This window comes from Marinobacterium arenosum (assembly GCF_019795155.1).
Classification (GTDB): domain Bacteria; phylum Pseudomonadota; class Gammaproteobacteria; order Pseudomonadales; family Balneatricaceae; genus Marinobacterium_C; species Marinobacterium_C arenosum.
Genome location: NZ_JAILYN010000077.1, coordinates 1 through 14,766 on the forward strand (window position 1 = coordinate 1; position 14,766 = coordinate 14,766).

General features: G+C 59.0%; 15 protein-coding genes. 5 read left to right on the forward strand and 10 right to left on the reverse strand.

What is annotated here, in order from left to right; genetic code table 11:
* Positions 1–156 precede the first annotated feature (156 nt).
* A complete protein-coding gene (locus K6T12_RS20360) occupies positions 157–576 on the reverse strand; it encodes an Lrp/AsnC family transcriptional regulator (RefSeq protein ID WP_222224806.1) in 420 nt (139 codons plus the stop codon).
* A gap of 181 nt (positions 577–757) precedes the next feature.
* Between K6T12_RS20360 and lysA the strand changes: the two genes are divergently transcribed.
* Both lysA and K6T12_RS20370 read left to right on the forward strand, forming a co-directional pair.
* Positions 758–2,053 (forward strand): diaminopimelate decarboxylase, encoded by a 1,296-nt coding sequence (lysA, locus tag K6T12_RS20365; RefSeq protein WP_222224807.1) that lies wholly within the window; start codon positions 758–760, stop codon positions 2,051–2,053.
* An 82-nt stretch (positions 2,054–2,135) separates the two neighbouring features.
* Complete coding sequence (locus tag K6T12_RS20370) at positions 2,136–2,570, forward strand: gamma-glutamylcyclotransferase family protein (protein ID WP_222224808.1); 435 nt, start codon at positions 2,136–2,138, stop codon at positions 2,568–2,570.
* Between the two features lie 72 nt (positions 2,571–2,642).
* Here K6T12_RS20370 and K6T12_RS20375 read toward each other — a convergent pair whose 3' ends face one another.
* Together K6T12_RS20375 and K6T12_RS20380 are read right to left on the reverse strand one after the other, a co-directional pair.
* Entirely contained in the window at positions 2,643–3,359 is a 717-nt protein-coding gene (locus K6T12_RS20375) for a YebC/PmpR family DNA-binding transcriptional regulator (RefSeq protein WP_222224809.1), read from the reverse strand.
* An 83-nt stretch (positions 3,360–3,442) separates the two neighbouring features.
* Positions 3,443–4,387, reverse strand: a complete 945-nt coding sequence (locus K6T12_RS20380) for a GlxA family transcriptional regulator (RefSeq protein ID WP_222224810.1) — start codon at positions 4,385–4,387, stop codon at positions 3,443–3,445.
* A gap of 103 nt (positions 4,388–4,490) precedes the next feature.
* On the opposite strand from K6T12_RS20380, the gene K6T12_RS20385 reads away from it, so the two are divergent.
* Positions 4,491–5,051 carry a cysteine hydrolase family protein gene (locus tag K6T12_RS20385; protein ID WP_222224811.1) on the forward strand — a complete coding sequence of 187 codons (561 nt, stop codon included), beginning with the start codon at positions 4,491–4,493 and terminating at the stop codon, positions 5,049–5,051.
* 108 nt (positions 5,052–5,159) lie between these two features.
* Here K6T12_RS20385 and K6T12_RS20390 read toward each other — a convergent pair whose 3' ends face one another.
* Complete coding sequence (locus tag K6T12_RS20390) at positions 5,160–5,636, reverse strand: Lrp/AsnC family transcriptional regulator (protein WP_222224812.1); 477 nt, start codon at positions 5,634–5,636, stop codon at positions 5,160–5,162.
* A 360-nt stretch (positions 5,637–5,996) separates the two neighbouring features.
* Here K6T12_RS20390 and K6T12_RS20395 point away from each other — a divergent pair, with 360 nt between their 5' ends.
* A complete protein-coding gene (locus K6T12_RS20395; protein ID WP_222224813.1) occupies positions 5,997–7,052 on the forward strand; it encodes an arginine N-succinyltransferase in 1,056 nt (351 codons plus the stop codon).
* Positions 7,053–7,508: 456 nt separating this feature from the next.
* On the opposite strand, the gene K6T12_RS20400 is transcribed toward K6T12_RS20395, so the two are convergent.
* Positions 7,509–8,618 carry a high-affinity branched-chain amino acid ABC transporter substrate-binding protein gene (locus K6T12_RS20400; protein WP_222224814.1) on the reverse strand — a complete coding sequence of 370 codons (1,110 nt, stop codon included), beginning with the start codon at positions 8,616–8,618 and terminating at the stop codon, positions 7,509–7,511.
* A 359-nt stretch (positions 8,619–8,977) separates the two neighbouring features.
* Here K6T12_RS20400 and dgt point away from each other — a divergent pair, with 359 nt between their 5' ends.
* Complete coding sequence (gene dgt, locus K6T12_RS20405; RefSeq protein ID WP_222224815.1) at positions 8,978–10,504, forward strand: dGTPase; 1,527 nt, start codon at positions 8,978–8,980, stop codon at positions 10,502–10,504.
* 389 nt (positions 10,505–10,893) lie between these two features.
* Here the strand turns inward: dgt and K6T12_RS20410 are convergent, their stop codons facing one another.
* From K6T12_RS20410 to K6T12_RS20425, 5 genes are all read right to left on the reverse strand, one after another.
* The gene (locus tag K6T12_RS20410) at positions 10,894–11,310 is read right to left on the reverse strand and encodes a GFA family protein (protein ID WP_315853639.1); all 417 of its coding nucleotides are present in this window, start codon (positions 11,308–11,310) and stop codon (positions 10,894–10,896) included.
* 25 nt (positions 11,311–11,335) lie between these two features.
* On the reverse strand, positions 11,336–12,790 hold the full coding sequence (locus tag K6T12_RS20415) for a dicarboxylate/amino acid:cation symporter (RefSeq protein WP_255611951.1): 1,455 nt from the start codon (positions 12,788–12,790) through the stop codon (positions 11,336–11,338).
* Between the two features lie 321 nt (positions 12,791–13,111).
* The gene (locus tag K6T12_RS20420) at positions 13,112–13,507 is read right to left on the reverse strand and encodes a DUF2784 domain-containing protein (RefSeq protein WP_315853640.1); all 396 of its coding nucleotides are present in this window, start codon (positions 13,505–13,507) and stop codon (positions 13,112–13,114) included.
* A gap of 198 nt (positions 13,508–13,705) precedes the next feature.
* Positions 13,706–13,831, reverse strand: a complete 126-nt coding sequence (locus tag K6T12_RS21635) for a hypothetical protein (protein WP_255611952.1) — start codon at positions 13,829–13,831, stop codon at positions 13,706–13,708.
* A gap of 83 nt (positions 13,832–13,914) precedes the next feature.
* Positions 13,915–14,619, reverse strand: a complete 705-nt coding sequence (locus K6T12_RS20425) for an HNH endonuclease (protein WP_222224817.1) — start codon at positions 14,617–14,619, stop codon at positions 13,915–13,917.
* Between the last annotated feature and the right edge of the window lie 147 nt (positions 14,620–14,766).

Here is a 14,766-nt window from a genome sequence, read left to right on the forward strand (position 1 = left end):
TGGGCGCCGCCATGCGCAAGCTGGTACACATCTGTTTCGGTGTGGTGAAAAACCAGCAAGAATTCCAACCACAACTGCCGTAAAAGGCCGTTGTGGCCGGAATCGAGAGATGGTATCTACGAAACGCTGGGCCTGTTGTAGAACGCCACCGCCGCGTTAAATTAATTGCTCCAACGCGGTGGCGGTGACCAGCTTCTCCAGGTTTTCCAGCTCGGCCAACTGCTGGCGTACCTGGTTGAGGCGATCCATCGATGGAGCCTCCACATAGAGCATCAGGTCGGTGGAACCACTCAACGCATGGGCTTGGCGGATCTCGCGGATCGGTGCGATCGCCTGCTTGACCCGGGCCGGCTCGAACGGCCGGAAAGTCAGTTCGAAATAGGCGCAGACACTGGCCGGCTGAGCAGCCTCACCCAGCTCGACGGTATAGCGACGGATGATGCCGGCCTGCTCCAGCTTCTGGATTCGATCGTTGACGGCGGTGCGCGACAGGCCGATCGCCTTGCCGATCGCCGCGATCGATTGGCGGGCATTGTCGCTCAGATGGCTGATGATCGCCTGATCGAACTTATCCATACCGCTCCTCTCACTATCATCACTTCACACACGTTCGGCGGCCGTCAGTTTCACTGAAAAACCGTCAGATTAACAGCCATTAAACGCGATCTGTCAGCAGTCGCCGGGGGCGGTTTTGGTTACCTTGATTGCTCGACGAAACAAACCGAACAGAGCACGAAGCAACCGCCAGGAGACAACCATGCAGCCACCGCTCGCCGCCGAATTTCACTACCAGCATGACCGGTTGACGGTCGAACAGGTCGATCTGACCCAGTTGGCCGACCAGCTCGGTACCCCCTGCTATATCTACTCGACGGCGCTGCTGCAGCGCCGGATAGCCGAATGCCGGGTCGCCTTCGAATCCCGGAACATCGCCATCCACTATGCGATGAAGGCCAACAGCAACCTGAGCCTGCTGCACCTGGTCGCCGAGCAGGGCCTGGGGGTGGATATCGTCTCCGGCGGCGAACTGCAGCGGGCACTGCGGGCCGGTTTCGCGCCGCAAAAGATCGTCTTCTCCGGGGTCGGCAAGAGCATCGCCGAGCTGAGCCAGGCACTCGATGCCGGCGTCGGCCAGATCAATATCGAATCCGCCGAGGAGTTCGCGCTGTTGCGGCAACTGGCCGAGCATCGGCAGCAACCGGTCAACCTGGCGCTGCGAGTCAACCCGGAGGTGCAGGTCGACACCCACCGCCATATCACCACCGGCAGCAGCGGCAACAAGTTCGGCGTCCCGCTGGGCCAGGCAGCGGCGCTGTTCCGGCAGGCGGCCGACAGCGAGTACCTGAATCTGCGCGGGTTGGCGATACATATCGGCTCGCAGATCCGCTCGTCCGAGCCCTACCAGGCGGCGATCACCAAATTGTGCGCGCTGGCCCGGCAGCTGCAGGCCGACGGCCACCCGGTGGAGCTGCTCGACCTGGGCGGCGGCTTCGGTATCGATGACGGCAGCGGCCAAGCATTGGGGTTTGCCGAAATCGCCGAAGTCATCATCAATACAGTCACCGAAAGTTGCTCTGGATTCAGTGGCCGGATTGCGGTCGAACCGGGCCGCTCGCTGGTCGCCGAATGCGGCCTGCTGCTCAGCCGGGTCAACTACGTCAAGGCGGCCGAGCCGCGACCGTTCCTGATCCTCGATGCCGGCATGAACGACCTGATGCGGCCGGCGCTCTACCAGGCGCAACACCCGCTGCTGCCGGTAAGGCAACCGACCACAGCCGAACAACGTCGCTTCGAGCTGGTCGGCCCGGTCTGCGAAAGCACCGACACCTTCGCCCGCGACTACCCGTTCACTGCCGAGGTCAAAGCCGGTGACCTGGTCGCGTTCAGCCACGCCGGCGCCTACAGCGCGGTGATGTGCTCGACCTACAATGGCCGCGACCTGATTCCGGAGGTACTGGTCGACGGCGAACAGGCCCGGCTGATCCGACGGCGTATCGACGTACAACAGATGATGGCGTTCGAGGAGAATGGCGAGGGCCTGATTGGCGTTTAAGCAGCGGTAGGCGGTCGCACTTAACCGGCACCGCCATCAACGCTATTATCGGCACTGTTCAGCGGCAAACCAAACCGACAAAATGCACAAGATCTTCGTATTCGGCACCCTGCAGCAGGGTTATCCGAACTTCGCCAGCAACCGGGGCCGCCGGATCGGTGGCAGCTTCCATACCCGCGAACGGCTGCCGCTCTACCTGGTCGGTGAGCGCCACTCACCCTGGCTGATCGACCAGCCCGGCGTGGGCTTTCAGGTTCACGGCCAGCTGTTCCGGGTCGATGCGCCGGCACTGCAGGCGATGGACCTGTTGGAGCGGATCGATCAACCGGACGGCTACCGCCGCAAGATGATCGAGGTGGTTGATCCGAGCAGCGGATCGGTCGAAGCGGTATTCGCCTATCTGAAGCCCGCCGGGCAGCTAGACCCGGTACAGATTCAGCTCGGCCCGCTCAGTCGCTACGAACTCGGCCATGCGGCGCTCTATCGCAGTAGAGCCAACCCAAAGAAAGCGAAATAAGGGAAATACGAGAGATCAGGAAAGCGCCGGCCGGCGGGGTCTGGCCCCGCCGGCCGGAAAAGCGTGCGGCAGTTAAACTTCGGCGTTGTGGTAGACGTTCTGCACGTCGTCGACGAAGTTCAGCATATCGACCAGCTTCTCGAAGGTCGCCACGTCGTCGCCGGCCAGCGGCGTGGTGGTCTGCGGGACGAACTGGATATCGTCCACTTCGAAGTCGATCTCGCCAAAGGCTTCGATAAGCGCGGTCTTGGCTTTGGCGTAGTCAGTGTTCGGCGCAAACACGGTGATCATGCCGTCTTCGTTCTCGATATCGCTCACATCGACATCGGCCATCATCAGCGCTTCCAACACCGCTTCTTCGTCGTCATGCTTGAACGCAAAGATGGCGCTGTGATCGAACATGTGGCTGACGCTGCCCGGCGTGCCCAGCTTGCACTTGGTCTTGGTGAAGCAGTTGCGCACCTCGCCGATGGTGCGGTTAGGGTTGTCGGTCAGGCAGTCGACGATCACCATGCAGCCACCGGGGCCGAAACCTTCGTAACGGGCCGGCGAGAAGTCCTCGCCGCCGCCGCCCTTGGCCTTGTCGATCGCTTTCTCGATTACATGCGTCGGTACCTGATCCTTCTTGGCGCGTTCGATCAGGCCACGCAGTACCAGGTTACCATCCGGTTCAACACCGCCGGTCTTGGCGCTCATATAGATTTCGCGGCCGTATTTGCTGTAGACCTTGGCTTTGGCGTCGGAAGTCTTCGCCATCGACTCTTTGCGGTTTTGATAGGCTCTGCCCATTTACCCTGCCCCATTCGACATAAGAAAAGGGGGATTTTACCGCCAAGCTTGGGACGGTGAAACATTCCGCCGCCGGCGGACGCTCATAACCGGCCGAAACGCTGCCGGAATTCGCGCGGCGTCAGCCCCATCACCTTCAGGAACAGCTTGCGAAACGCACCGCTATCCTCGTACCCCACTTGGTGCGCCACCGCCTCGAACGGCAGCGGGCTGGATTCGATCAGCTCGCAGGCCCGCTGGATGCGCAGCCGCTGCAGGTACTGCACCGGTTTCAGGTCAGTGGCCCGGATGAAGCGGCGCAGAAAGGTGCGCTCGGTCAGGCAGCCCAGCTGCGCCAGCGTGGCGATCTTGACCGGCTCGGCATAGTGCTGCTGCAGATAGTGCTGCGCAGCGAGGATCGGCGAGTCGCCATGGTCCAACCGCGGTGAGAAGCTGCGGTAGTAACGCTGCTCGCGCGGCGCGGTATCGACCACCAGATACTTGCCCAGCTGGCGCATCACCGCCGCGCTGCTGAACTTGGCCACCACCTCCAGCCCCAGGTCGACCCAGGACATCAGCCCGCCGGCGGTGAGAATGTCGCCGTCGTCGATCAACAACCGGTTGCTGTCCAACCGAACGTCGGGATGGCGTGCAGCAAAGCGTTCCGCCAGCGCCCAGTGGGTGGTCGCCCGGCGGCCCTGCAACAGTCCGGTGTCGGCCAGCAGGAATGCACCGGCACAGGCGGAACAGAGCAAGGCACCACCGGCGTGCTGGCCCAGCAGCCAGTCGCTCAGCTGTGAATCCGGGGTCAGGTAGGCGTCGCTATTCAGCATCGGCGGAATGATGACGATCTGCAGCCGTGCCTTGAAGTCCTCCGCCGGTCCCTCGCCAGCCGGCGACGGATAGCGGTGCACGCGGAACTGGGTATCGAGCCCCTGCTCTCGGCAAACCCGGTTGGCCAGCGTAAACATCTCCCGCAGCCCCTGCACCGCCGATTGCATGGCGCCGGGGTGGTCGACGATCGCCAGATCGATATAGGAGGTGGACATTTGTCAGTATTGAACCGATTTAAGCCAGTTTTGACTGCAGTCTAACCGCCGGGCGCCGGCAATAATAGCCGCCATCATCTCAACGGAAAGAAGGAATCCAACGATGGCCAATACTGCACTGCTGTTGATCGACTACCAGAACGACTACTTCCCAGGTGGCCTTTGGCCGCTCGTCGGGATCGAACAGGCCTCTGCCCAGGGCGCCAAGTTGCTGGCCGCGTTCCGCGCCGCCGGCTGGCCGGTGATCCATGTGCGTCACGAATTCCAGTCCGAGGAGGCACCGTTTTTCCGGCCGGTGTCGGAAGGCGCCCTGATCCACCCGAGCGTGGCGCCGCAGGATGGCGAGCCGGTAATCCTGAAACACTTCGCCAACAGCTTCCGCGACACCGCACTGAAGGCGGTGCTGGACCGGCTGGACGTAGACAGCCTGTGGGTGATCGGCGCGATGAGCCATATGTGTATCGACGCCGGGGTACGGGCAGCGACGGACCTGGGCTATCAGTGTTCGGTGGCGGAGGATGCCTGCGCGACCCGCGATCAGACCTTCGACGGCCGTACCGTGCCGGCGCAGCAGGTGCATGACGCCTATATGGCGGCGCTGCAATCCTCCTACGCCCGGGTGACCCGCACCGAGGAACTGCTGGCCGAGCTGAACGCAGGCTAATACCGGCAGCGGCTTTTGGAGTGAGTAAGAAAATCGCCTGCCAAGCGATTGGAGCGAGCAGCCGGCGGTACCGGCCGGCTGCAGTATTGCTTTACTTGTGATGCGATTTTAATGATCCAGCAGTGCATCCAGCGGGTAACCGCGGAACGGCTTGCCTTCGGTCAGCACCACGTGGCTGCTGATATTGACCATCCCCGGAATCACGTCCAGCAAGCGGTCGTTGATCTCGTTGTAACGCGCCATATCCGGCGCCACCACCCGCAGGAACATGTCGAACATACCGCTGACGGTGTAGCACTCGACCACCTCCGGGATCTGCTCCGCCTGCTGCTGAAAGGCGCGGAACGCGTCGGTGCTCTGGTCCTTCAGGCTGACGGTGGCGATCACCGTCACGCTGCGGCACAGTGCCGGCAGGTTAAGAATTCCCAGATAGGGGCCGATCAGCCCCTGCTGCTCCAGCTTGCGCACCCGGTTCAGGCAGGAGCTGGGCGACAGGCCGACCCGTTCGGCCAGTTGCTGGTTGGTGATACGCGCTTCCTGCTGCAGTATCGAAAGAATCTTTCGGTTAATTCGATCCAGTTGCATATAACGGCCTGGTAGCTGGTTGCGTTGAAGCCTGCTTAGATAAGTCGATCCGGCCAAATAGCGCCAGATCACCTGTGATCACTGAGCTGGCCGACAAGCGTGCTAGTCTGAGCGCTTACTGATCAGCGCGCAAGCAAAACAGAATAATATTCTAGCCTCTCATCTCAACAATGCATTTTCTAAGTTTTGCAGGCTGCAATTAGACAGCTCATTTGGCACCACCCCCAGTAAAATCTGCGTTTATAACGGGTGTTTTTGATTAACCGGTCAACTGCCACAAGCAGGTTCACCAAAGGAAACCGGCCAGAAACTGGATCCCCCGACAGAACGATAACAACGAACAGATTGAGAGACGGAACCATGCTGCTGATCCGCCCCAGCCAGATGAGCGACCTCGACGACCTGATGGCCATCTCCCACGCCGTCGGCCGTGGCATGACATCGATGCCCGCCGACGAAGACGCCTGGCGCGAGAAGCTGGCAGCCTCGGAGCGCGCCTTCTCCGCCGAAGGCTGCAACGATGCGGTCAGCACCTACTTCATGGTGCTGGAAGACAGCGAGACCGGCAAAGTGGCCGGCACCACCGCCATCTATACCGGCATCGGCCTGAACAAGCCGTTCTATTCCTACAAGGTGTCGACCCTGGTGAGCAGCTCCAACGACCTGGAGATGACCCGCCAGGCGAAGGTGCTGAGCATGGTCAATGACTACACCGGCGCCACCGAGATCGGCTCGCTGTTCCTGCTGCCGGAGTACCGCCAGCCGGGCGTCGGCCAGTTCCTGTCCCGCGCCCGCTACCTGACCCTGGCCGACTTCCCGGAACGGTTCGGCGAGCTGGTGATGGCCGAACTGCGCGGCTGGCAGGACGAACAGGGCCACTCGCCGCTGTGGGAGCACCTGGGCAGCAAGTTCTTCGGCATCGAATTTCAGGATGCGGTCAACACCGCGGCGCTGAAAGGTACCCAGTTCATCTCCGACCTGATGCCGAAATACCCGATCTATATCGACCTGCTGCCGCAGGCGGCCCGCGAGGTGATCGGCAAGCCGCACGACTCCTCCGCGCCGGCGCTGCACATGTTGAAGAAAGAGGGTTTCCAGTTCACCGGTTACGTCGACCTGTTCGACGGCGGCCCGTCGGTACAGGCCCCGGCCCAGGAGATCCACACCGTGCGCGACAGCCGCACCACCAGCTGCCGGCTGTCCGACCAGGTGGATGACGGCGACGAGCTGTTCATGATCAGCAACGGCCAGTTGAACGGTTATCGGATGACACTGGCGCCGGCCCGCCTGGACAGCAACGGCTACCTTCTTATCAGCCCGGAAACCGCCGACGCGTTGCGGCTGAACGGTGGCGAACAGGCCCGCTTCATCCAGTTTCGCCGCCCGGCCAGCGCCCAGGCGACCGTCGCGGCTTGATTAATAAGGTTCTTCGCGGATTAGCGGGAAACAGCTACATCAGGTGAACAATCGCCGCGTGGGCACAAAAAACGTGCCCACCCTACAAGGCTAGTTCGGAGTGCCCTTTGGGTATTGAAGGGTTGGCTCCGGCCGGGCAGGTTCAGCCGACCAGGAGCCCACCGGTTTCCAAAGCAGCCTGCGGCGGTAGTGCATTGTAGGGTTGGCTTTAGCCGACCAGGAGCCCGCAGGGCTTCAGAACCGCCTGCGGCGGTGGTGCACTGAAGTACACCCTACAAGGAAACAGTGCAGCAGGACTGGCTCCGGCCGGTCAAAACACCGCTGGTGTTTATTTGACACCAATACAACCGCACCACTGTAAACTCAAAGCTAATCACTCATAACTATCAATAGAAACAAAAAACGCGCGACCGATTGGCCGCGCGTTTTTTGTTTAGCGTTGGTAAGCGCCGAGACTTATTTTACCGGCGTCCCGGTACCATCGGCGTGCCACCGGTAGACGCGGAACTCGAAGCCTTTCAGGTCGCCCTTGTCGTCCCAGGTCAACGGGCCGATGGCGGTATCGATGGTGGCGCCGTGCAGTGCTTCGGCGACCTTGGCCGGGCTCTCAGCACCGACCTTGCCGATCACCTCGGCCAGCGCCTGCACCGCCGCGTAGCTGGTCCAGATGAACGGGCCGCTGGGGTCGACGCCCTTGGCCTTCAGCAACTCCACCACCGGCTGGTTCTGTTCCAGCAGGTCGTAGCGAGTCGGCAGGGTGACCAGCAGCCCTTCCACGGCCTCACCGGCCAGACGGGCGATATCCTTATTGCCCAGCCCTTCCGGGCCCATGAAGGTCGGCTTGAAGCCGGCCGCATGGGACTGACGCATGATCAGTGCCAGCTCCGGGTGGTAGCCGCCGTAGTAGACGAAATCGACATTGGCGCGCTTCAGCTTGGTGATCAGCGACGAGAAATCCTTCTCGCCGGGGATCACACCATCGGTGCTGGCCACGTTGACGCCGTGGGCCTTCAGCTGATCACGCACGATCAGCGCGATACCCTGGCCGTACTGCTGCTTGTCGTGGATGATCGCCACCCGCTGCGGCTTGACCTGCTCGGCAATATATTCGGCGGCCGTGGCGCCCTGCTCGGAGTCCAGGCCGATGGTGCGGAACACCTTCTGGTAACCGCGGGTGGTGATGCCCGGGTTGGTCGAGCCGGTGATCACCAGCACGTCTTCATCTTTGTAGATATCAGTGGCCGGCTGAGTGGAGCTGGAGCAGAGGTGGCCCACCACGTACTTGATGCCGTCGTTGACCACCTTGTTGGCCACGGTCACCGCCTGCTTCGGCTCACAACCATCGTCGTATTCCACCGCTTCCAGCTGCTGACCGTTAATGCCACCGGCTTTGTTGATCAGCTCGATGGCGGCGCGGGTGCCCTGCAGCTGCATCTCACCGTATTGCGAAACGGGCCCGCTGAACGGACCGGCAATACCGATCTTGAGGGTATCGGCAGCATGGCTGGCCATGCTGACCGCGACGGATAACGCCAGAGTGGCGAAGGAGGTTTTTGTGAGCTTCATAGGAGCGCTCCTGGGAATCTGTGTGGACGGCTAACCGGGTACGTAAGCCCTGCGCCGACGCCGCTTGTGGCGGCTTAGGCACGGTGCCCGAAACGGCATTTTCAGCTGGGGAAATTAACATAGCCTGCGGCATGAGGCGAAGAAAATTCAGCAGCCGAGAAGCTAATTATGACAGTTTATTGATCCAGCATCCGGCCCGCATGACCAACGGCCCGCGACGACCCGGAGGTGGGCGAAATTGTCAGCTAACAGACAGGGAGGTAGCGCTGATCCACCAGCAGTCGGGTTCGGACACTTGGCGCTATCCGTCGCTCTGGTTATAGTCGCAAGGTCGCCCTCAGCCCGCGCAGGTAACGGATATGCCCGATCTCTCCCGCCGTTTCTCGATTCAGCGCCCCTATCATTCGCGCCCCGAACCACCGGAGAACTACCTGTTCGAGCGATGCGGAACAGCCACGCTGGAAACACAGCTCGAAAGCGATCGCGGCCGCATCATCAACTCGGCGGCGGTGCGCCGCTTGCAGCAGAAAACCCAGGTGTTCCCGCTCGAGCACAATGCCGCCGTACGCAGCCGGCTGACCCATTCGCTCGAGGTGCAGCAGACCAGCCGTTTTATCGTACGTACCATTTTCGAGCGTCTGGGCAACCAGGCCGAACTCTTCGGCCTGGCCGGGCTGGAGCGGGCCTGTGAAACGCTGGTCGAGATGGCCTGCCTGATGCACGACATAGGCAATCCGCCCTTCGGCCACTTCGGCGAGGCGGCGATCTCGCGCTGGTTCGAACAACAGTTGCCGCGGTTGGCGCCTTTTAGTCGCGACGACCTGGCAGAGGCGGATCACGCTTTACGCAGCGCGTTGCTGCGCGAGCTGAGCAACTTCGAAGGCAACGCCCAGGCGATCCGGCTGATCAGCCAGCTGCAGAAGCTGAACCTGACCTATAGCCAGGCCGCCTGCATCTTCAAGTACACCCGCTGCGCGACCGAACCGAAGCCGGAAAAAGGCACGGCGCTGGACTACCTGAACAAGAAACCCGGTTACTACTTCTCCGAACGCGAGTTCGTTGGCGACATGCAAGCCGCGCTGGAGATGACGCCGGGCCATCGTTTCCCGCTCGCCTACCTGATGGAGGCGGCCGACGATATCGCCTACTGCCTGGCCGATCTCGAAGACGGCGTCGACAAGGGGATTCTAAGCGTCCCTGATCTGACGCGATTACTAAAACGCGAATTCGACAGGCTACGTACCGATGCCGACGACTCCGCCCAGAAACACTTTAACAACCGCTCCTTTGCCGAGATCGTCGACTATGCACTGAAACGCGCCGACGAAGAACCGATCAACAAGGAACACGAGTTCTTCGTCTGGTTACGGGTGGGCCTGACCCACCCACTGGTCGACCACGCCGCACAGGCGTTTATCGACGATATCGACGCAGTATGCGACGGCAGCCTGAATCGCGCCCTGCTGGAGGATGATTCCCCCTGCCACAGCGTGGTCGAGACGTTAAAACGGGTAGCGGTGCGCCACGTGTTCTCGGTGCCAGAAGTGGAGACGCTGGAGCTGCAGGGCTACCACATCATCTCCGGCCTGCTGGAACACTACCAACCGCTGCTGGCGCTGCCGAGAGAAGCGTTCGAGCGGCTGTGCAGTGGCGAAACCAGGGGGTTGCTGATCGAAAGCCGGCTGTTCCACCGGCTGCCCAACAAGCATGTGAAGGCGTACCTGTCGATGCTCGATCAACGGCCCCCGCTCACAACCGGCGCGAAGCTAAACGAAGACGTCTGGGAGCGCTACTGCCGCTGCCGCCTGTTGCAGGACATGATCAGCGGCATGACCGACCAGTACGCACTGGACGAGTATCAGACGCTGTCGGTTATCGGCCGCTGAAATCGTCCTGCGCCGGTATTTCGCACCTCGACTTTGCTAGGGAACCTGTGAATAAGTCCTTATGTTCTCTGCAGGCTCTAGAACGGCCAGATGCGCGAAAGGCAGCGCAGCGGAATGACGCGTCCTTTCCAAGCTGCCTGACAAAGCAGATGGCCGTTATAGAGCCTGCCCTCCGGGGCTTGCGGTGGTCCGGCACCCGGGCGACCAGAGCTCTGCGTTAACGATTTTCGCCGGACAACCAGTACGCCTGTAATCGTTGCCTTGATCTCTGGTCGCTCCGCAAGCCAGAGGCCCAAGGGACTTGTTCACAGGTTCCCTAGATCGAGGTGCCGGCTAAGGCGCGTGACGACAGCTTCCTCTTAACCGCCTTATAGTGTGTTTCGGTTAAGTTACTCTGGTAGCTTTGCAAAGCTGGGTATATCACTCAGTTCCGTTGCCCAACTCGCTTTGCTGCCAACAAATATCTTTGCATCCGGGATTAAGTCTACGGGTGAATCTAAACTTCCTGCCGGTACCACAACCAAACCTAAACTATCGGCATACGTTGGGACTGCTGAGCCGCAGGTTCGACAAAAGCTCTTCGAATGCTGGGTGTTTGGCAGTTGATACGTTTTAACGACTTCCTTCCCTTGGAGCCACGTCAATGCGGCAGATTCTGAGAACAAATTTGCCGCATGCAGCGAGCCTGTATCTTTCTGGCAGTGTTTACAGTGACAAAGAAAGAACGAGTCGAAACTTCCTTCTATCTCGAATTTGACGCTTCCACACAAACAGGAGCCGTTAAGTTTCCTACCCACTGAATTCACCTTACCAGATTATGACCTGCCCCCGCTAAACTGAACCGCCCTCCGCGTCCTTGCGAATCAGCACGTCCTCGCCGGTCTTTTCCCGTATCGCTTCGTGTCTGGCCTCCTCGGCCAGTTCGTCGTGCAAGCTGGTGCTGCCACCGACCCAGACATCCATCAATTTGGCGGCGACCAGGTCGCCGCTGACGTTGATGGCGGTGCGGCTCATATCGAGGATACGGTCGACACCCATGATCAGCGCGATGCCGGCGGCCGGAATACCAACCGAGCCCAACACCATCGACAGGATGACGATGCCGACGCCGGGGGTGGCGGGCGCGCCGATCGACGCCCCGACCGCCGTCAGCACGATAATCGCCATGCCGCCGGGGCCGATCTCCACACCGAAAATCTGGGCCAGAAAGAGCGCGGCGACGCCCTGGTAGAGCGCGGTGCCGTTCATGTTGATGGTGGCCCCCAGCGGAATCACGAACTGCGACACCGACGGCCGGATGCCGAGCTTGTCCTCGGCGGTCTTGATCGACAGCGGCATCACCGCCGCCGAGCTGGAGGTGGAAAAAGCCAGCAGCAGCACATCCTTGACCGCCCGGATAAACGCCAGCGGCCGCTGCCCGGCCACCAGAAAAACAATCAGCAGATAGATCAGAAACAGCAACAGCAGCCCCAGCAGCACGGTGCCGACATAGACCGCCATACCAAGCAGCGCATCCAGCCCCAGCTTCGCCGTCAGCTGGGCCAGCAGGCCAAACACGGCGACCGGCGCCAGCAGCATCGCCCAGCGCACCACCGTCATGCAAACCTCCTGCAGCGAGCCGAGCAGCTCGAGCAGCGGCTTGGACTGCGTCGGGGTCATCATCACCAGCGCGACACCCACCACCATGGCGAAAATGACCACCTGAAGCATATTGCTTTCCACCATCGAGTTAAGCGGATTGGCGGGCAGCAACGTGATGATCTTCTGCGGCAGCTGATGGATGTCGAGCCCCTGACCCGCAACCGGCTCCGCCGCCAGCGGCGCTACGCCAAGGCTGGCCTGCAGCGAGCGGCTGTCGACAAACCTGCCGGGCTCGATCAGCGATGCCACCGCCAGGCCGATGATGATCGCCAATGCCGTGGTGGCGATGAAATACAACACCACGCGCACCCCCATCTTCTTGAGCTGCTCGAGATTTTCGGTCGCCGCCAGCCCCCGGATGATCGACGCGAACACCAGCGGAATCACGATCATCTGGATAAGAGCGAGAAACAGCTTGCCGGGAAACGCCAGCCAATCGCCCAGGGTATTGGCGGTCGCCGCGCTGACCCAGCCAACACCTGGCCCGAGCAGGATGCCGGTGACGATGCCCAGCACCATGCCGACCAGCACCTGGAGCCAGAGCCGGCCCCTGACCAACGACTGCAGGTAGTCAGTCAGGTAGCCGAGCGAACGTGGATACAGGGCGTCGATGGCGGTTGTCGGCGAGGCTTTGTCTTTCATCATGTCCGCGTGACCTGAGAGCTGAAGCTATATAAGGCAACTATAGCTGCAAAGCCGTGCGCAGCGGCTGTATATTCCGGGGACAGTATACGTATTTCCAGCTACGCCTTTCCCTTTCGTCCCGGCCGTCATTACTCGCTTGATTAGTGATGTGAATCTCCTAGTACACAACTCGAGTCATCCTGATTATATACAATCTCCTTATCCAACAAGGGTTCCTTCATACGCCAAAATCAGATCGAATCTAGGATATAGGTATACTGCCCCTGATATCCTATACTGTCCCCTGATATCGATATCGCACCTACAAATAAATATAAATATTTACAAATATCTATTGGGACGAACTACAAACCAGCTTGCAAAAACCAGACAGCCAAATAGAGTATAACAGACGGAAAAAACCCACCCGGGCGCGTCATAGTACAGTATGTATTGCATCCAGTGCTGTATGAACGAACCTGAATATGTTGCTTGGCCCGCTCTTTCTCGCAGCGCCATCTCCCAAGTTGTAAGCGGGCATATTTCGCCCATCCAAGATTGAACAACCACTATACCAATGCTAACAAGATGTACGATTCTAAACCAAAAATTTCTAACCCAAGACCACTTCAAAAAACAACCAACATAAATAAGAAACAGACCAAAAACAATAAAAACAACAACGACCACATGCATCGCCAGTATTGTATCTGCTGCCAGGACCCATAATTCTTGCACGGTTATTTTTCACCTAACGACTTTTTACATTCCTGCATTCCGGGGACAGTATACGTATTTCCAGCTACGCATTTTCCTTTCGCCCAGGGTGTCATTACTACGCTTGAATAGTAATGTTAACATCCTAGTACAACAACTCGAGCCATCCTGACCATATGCAGCCTCCTTGTCCAACAAGGGTTTTATCATATTAGGACACTAGGCCGGATCGAACGGATCACGTAAATAGGTATACTGTCCCCGAAATTGTTCAACTTCGCCGGAATACGCATCTGTCTTTTCTCGGCATTGTTCAACTTGCGTTTTATTATCGTAACCATCCATGATTCGGCTCCTTAGAGTTATAACGCTGCCAGCAGGGGCAGCCAAAACGCGCAGCGGTTTGGCTGTCCCTCTGGCTGGCCTTGTTATGTGTTGCGAAATACGGAATCACGATGAAATTCCATGTATGCCTGATGCTCGGGTTTCAGATTAACCGACAAAGATTTGGTTATACCTAACCCTTCAGGCTCTTGAAGCAAAGGTGAAATTAGGATGCTTCCAGATTCGGTGAAAGAGATAAGGCCAGAGTCGAACGCTTTATCAAGTGTCGGCAACAGCAGCAGACCGTTGTAGCCATCAAGCCTTTCAATATTTGATGAGGCACGCCAAGGCTTGATATGTGATGCAACTAACATCGAGGTATCCTTATACCCCGTAACAGCACAACCACCCCATAACGAAATCAGTTTCTGCCGGAAATTCCCTTGCCCAATTCGGGTTTTAAGTAATGTGGCTTTCTCTGTGTCGGTAACGCAGTCCTGGGACAAAATTGCTTCAACATCAGCTTCGATGTCGGAATCAAAGCCCTCTTGTAAGTATTCTGCATACTTGTTCAAAGCGCTGTTGTACATATTGTGGCCGCGATCATTCCGCTCTTGATAGATCGGAAGTTCTCGCAGAGAAATTGCGATAGATTCAAAGCGGCTATGGCTCAAGATTGAAGTGAGTGGGCCATCCAAGATCCCGCCATCAATGGCCCATTCTGACATTACGCCGCTAACTGCACCCTCGTATTTCTTTACGGAGGACTCAGATAAACCACGCAGCCTCATCCAGTTTTCAAAAGTCACGACGCTCTCCATTCTTGTGACACATAACGAGGCTGTCGGATTAGACCTTTCGGCATAAATTTCCCCATCCGACTTATCCTCTTCCTGTTCATTTAAGCCTGTTTGTTCACCGATGGTCGTTTTTCTTTCGACTATTCAAACAGATAC

What these genes read in the sequence shown, in the direction of transcription:
- K6T12_RS20400 (WP_222224814.1), bottom strand. Translation starts at nt 8,618, where the DNA reads ATGAAGCTCACAAAAACCTCCTTCGCCACTCTGGCGTTATCCGTCGCG.
- K6T12_RS20385 (WP_222224811.1), top strand. Translation starts at nt 4,491, where the DNA reads ATGGCCAATACTGCACTGCTGTTGATCGACTACCAGAACGACTACTTC.
- dgt (WP_222224815.1), top strand. Translation starts at nt 8,978, where the DNA reads ATGCCCGATCTCTCCCGCCGTTTCTCGATTCAGCGCCCCTATCATTCG.
- K6T12_RS20360 (WP_222224806.1), bottom strand. Translation starts at nt 576, where the DNA reads ATGGATAAGTTCGATCAGGCGATCATCAGCCATCTGAGCGACAATGCC.
- K6T12_RS20395 (WP_222224813.1), top strand. Translation starts at nt 5,997, where the DNA reads ATGCTGCTGATCCGCCCCAGCCAGATGAGCGACCTCGACGACCTGATG.
- K6T12_RS20390 (WP_222224812.1), bottom strand. Translation starts at nt 5,636, where the DNA reads ATGCAACTGGATCGAATTAACCGAAAGATTCTTTCGATACTGCAGCAG.
- K6T12_RS21635 (WP_255611952.1), bottom strand. Translation starts at nt 13,831, where the DNA reads ATGGATGGTTACGATAATAAAACGCAAGTTGAACAATGCCGAGAAAAG.
- K6T12_RS20380 (WP_222224810.1), bottom strand. Translation starts at nt 4,387, where the DNA reads ATGTCCACCTCCTATATCGATCTGGCGATCGTCGACCACCCCGGCGCC.
- K6T12_RS20370 (WP_222224808.1), top strand. Translation starts at nt 2,136, where the DNA reads ATGCACAAGATCTTCGTATTCGGCACCCTGCAGCAGGGTTATCCGAAC.
- lysA (WP_222224807.1), top strand. Translation starts at nt 758, where the DNA reads ATGCAGCCACCGCTCGCCGCCGAATTTCACTACCAGCATGACCGGTTG.
- K6T12_RS20415 (WP_255611951.1), bottom strand. Translation starts at nt 12,790, where the DNA reads ATGATGAAAGACAAAGCCTCGCCGACAACCGCCATCGACGCCCTGTAT.
- K6T12_RS20375 (WP_222224809.1), bottom strand. Translation starts at nt 3,359, where the DNA reads ATGGGCAGAGCCTATCAAAACCGCAAAGAGTCGATGGCGAAGACTTCC.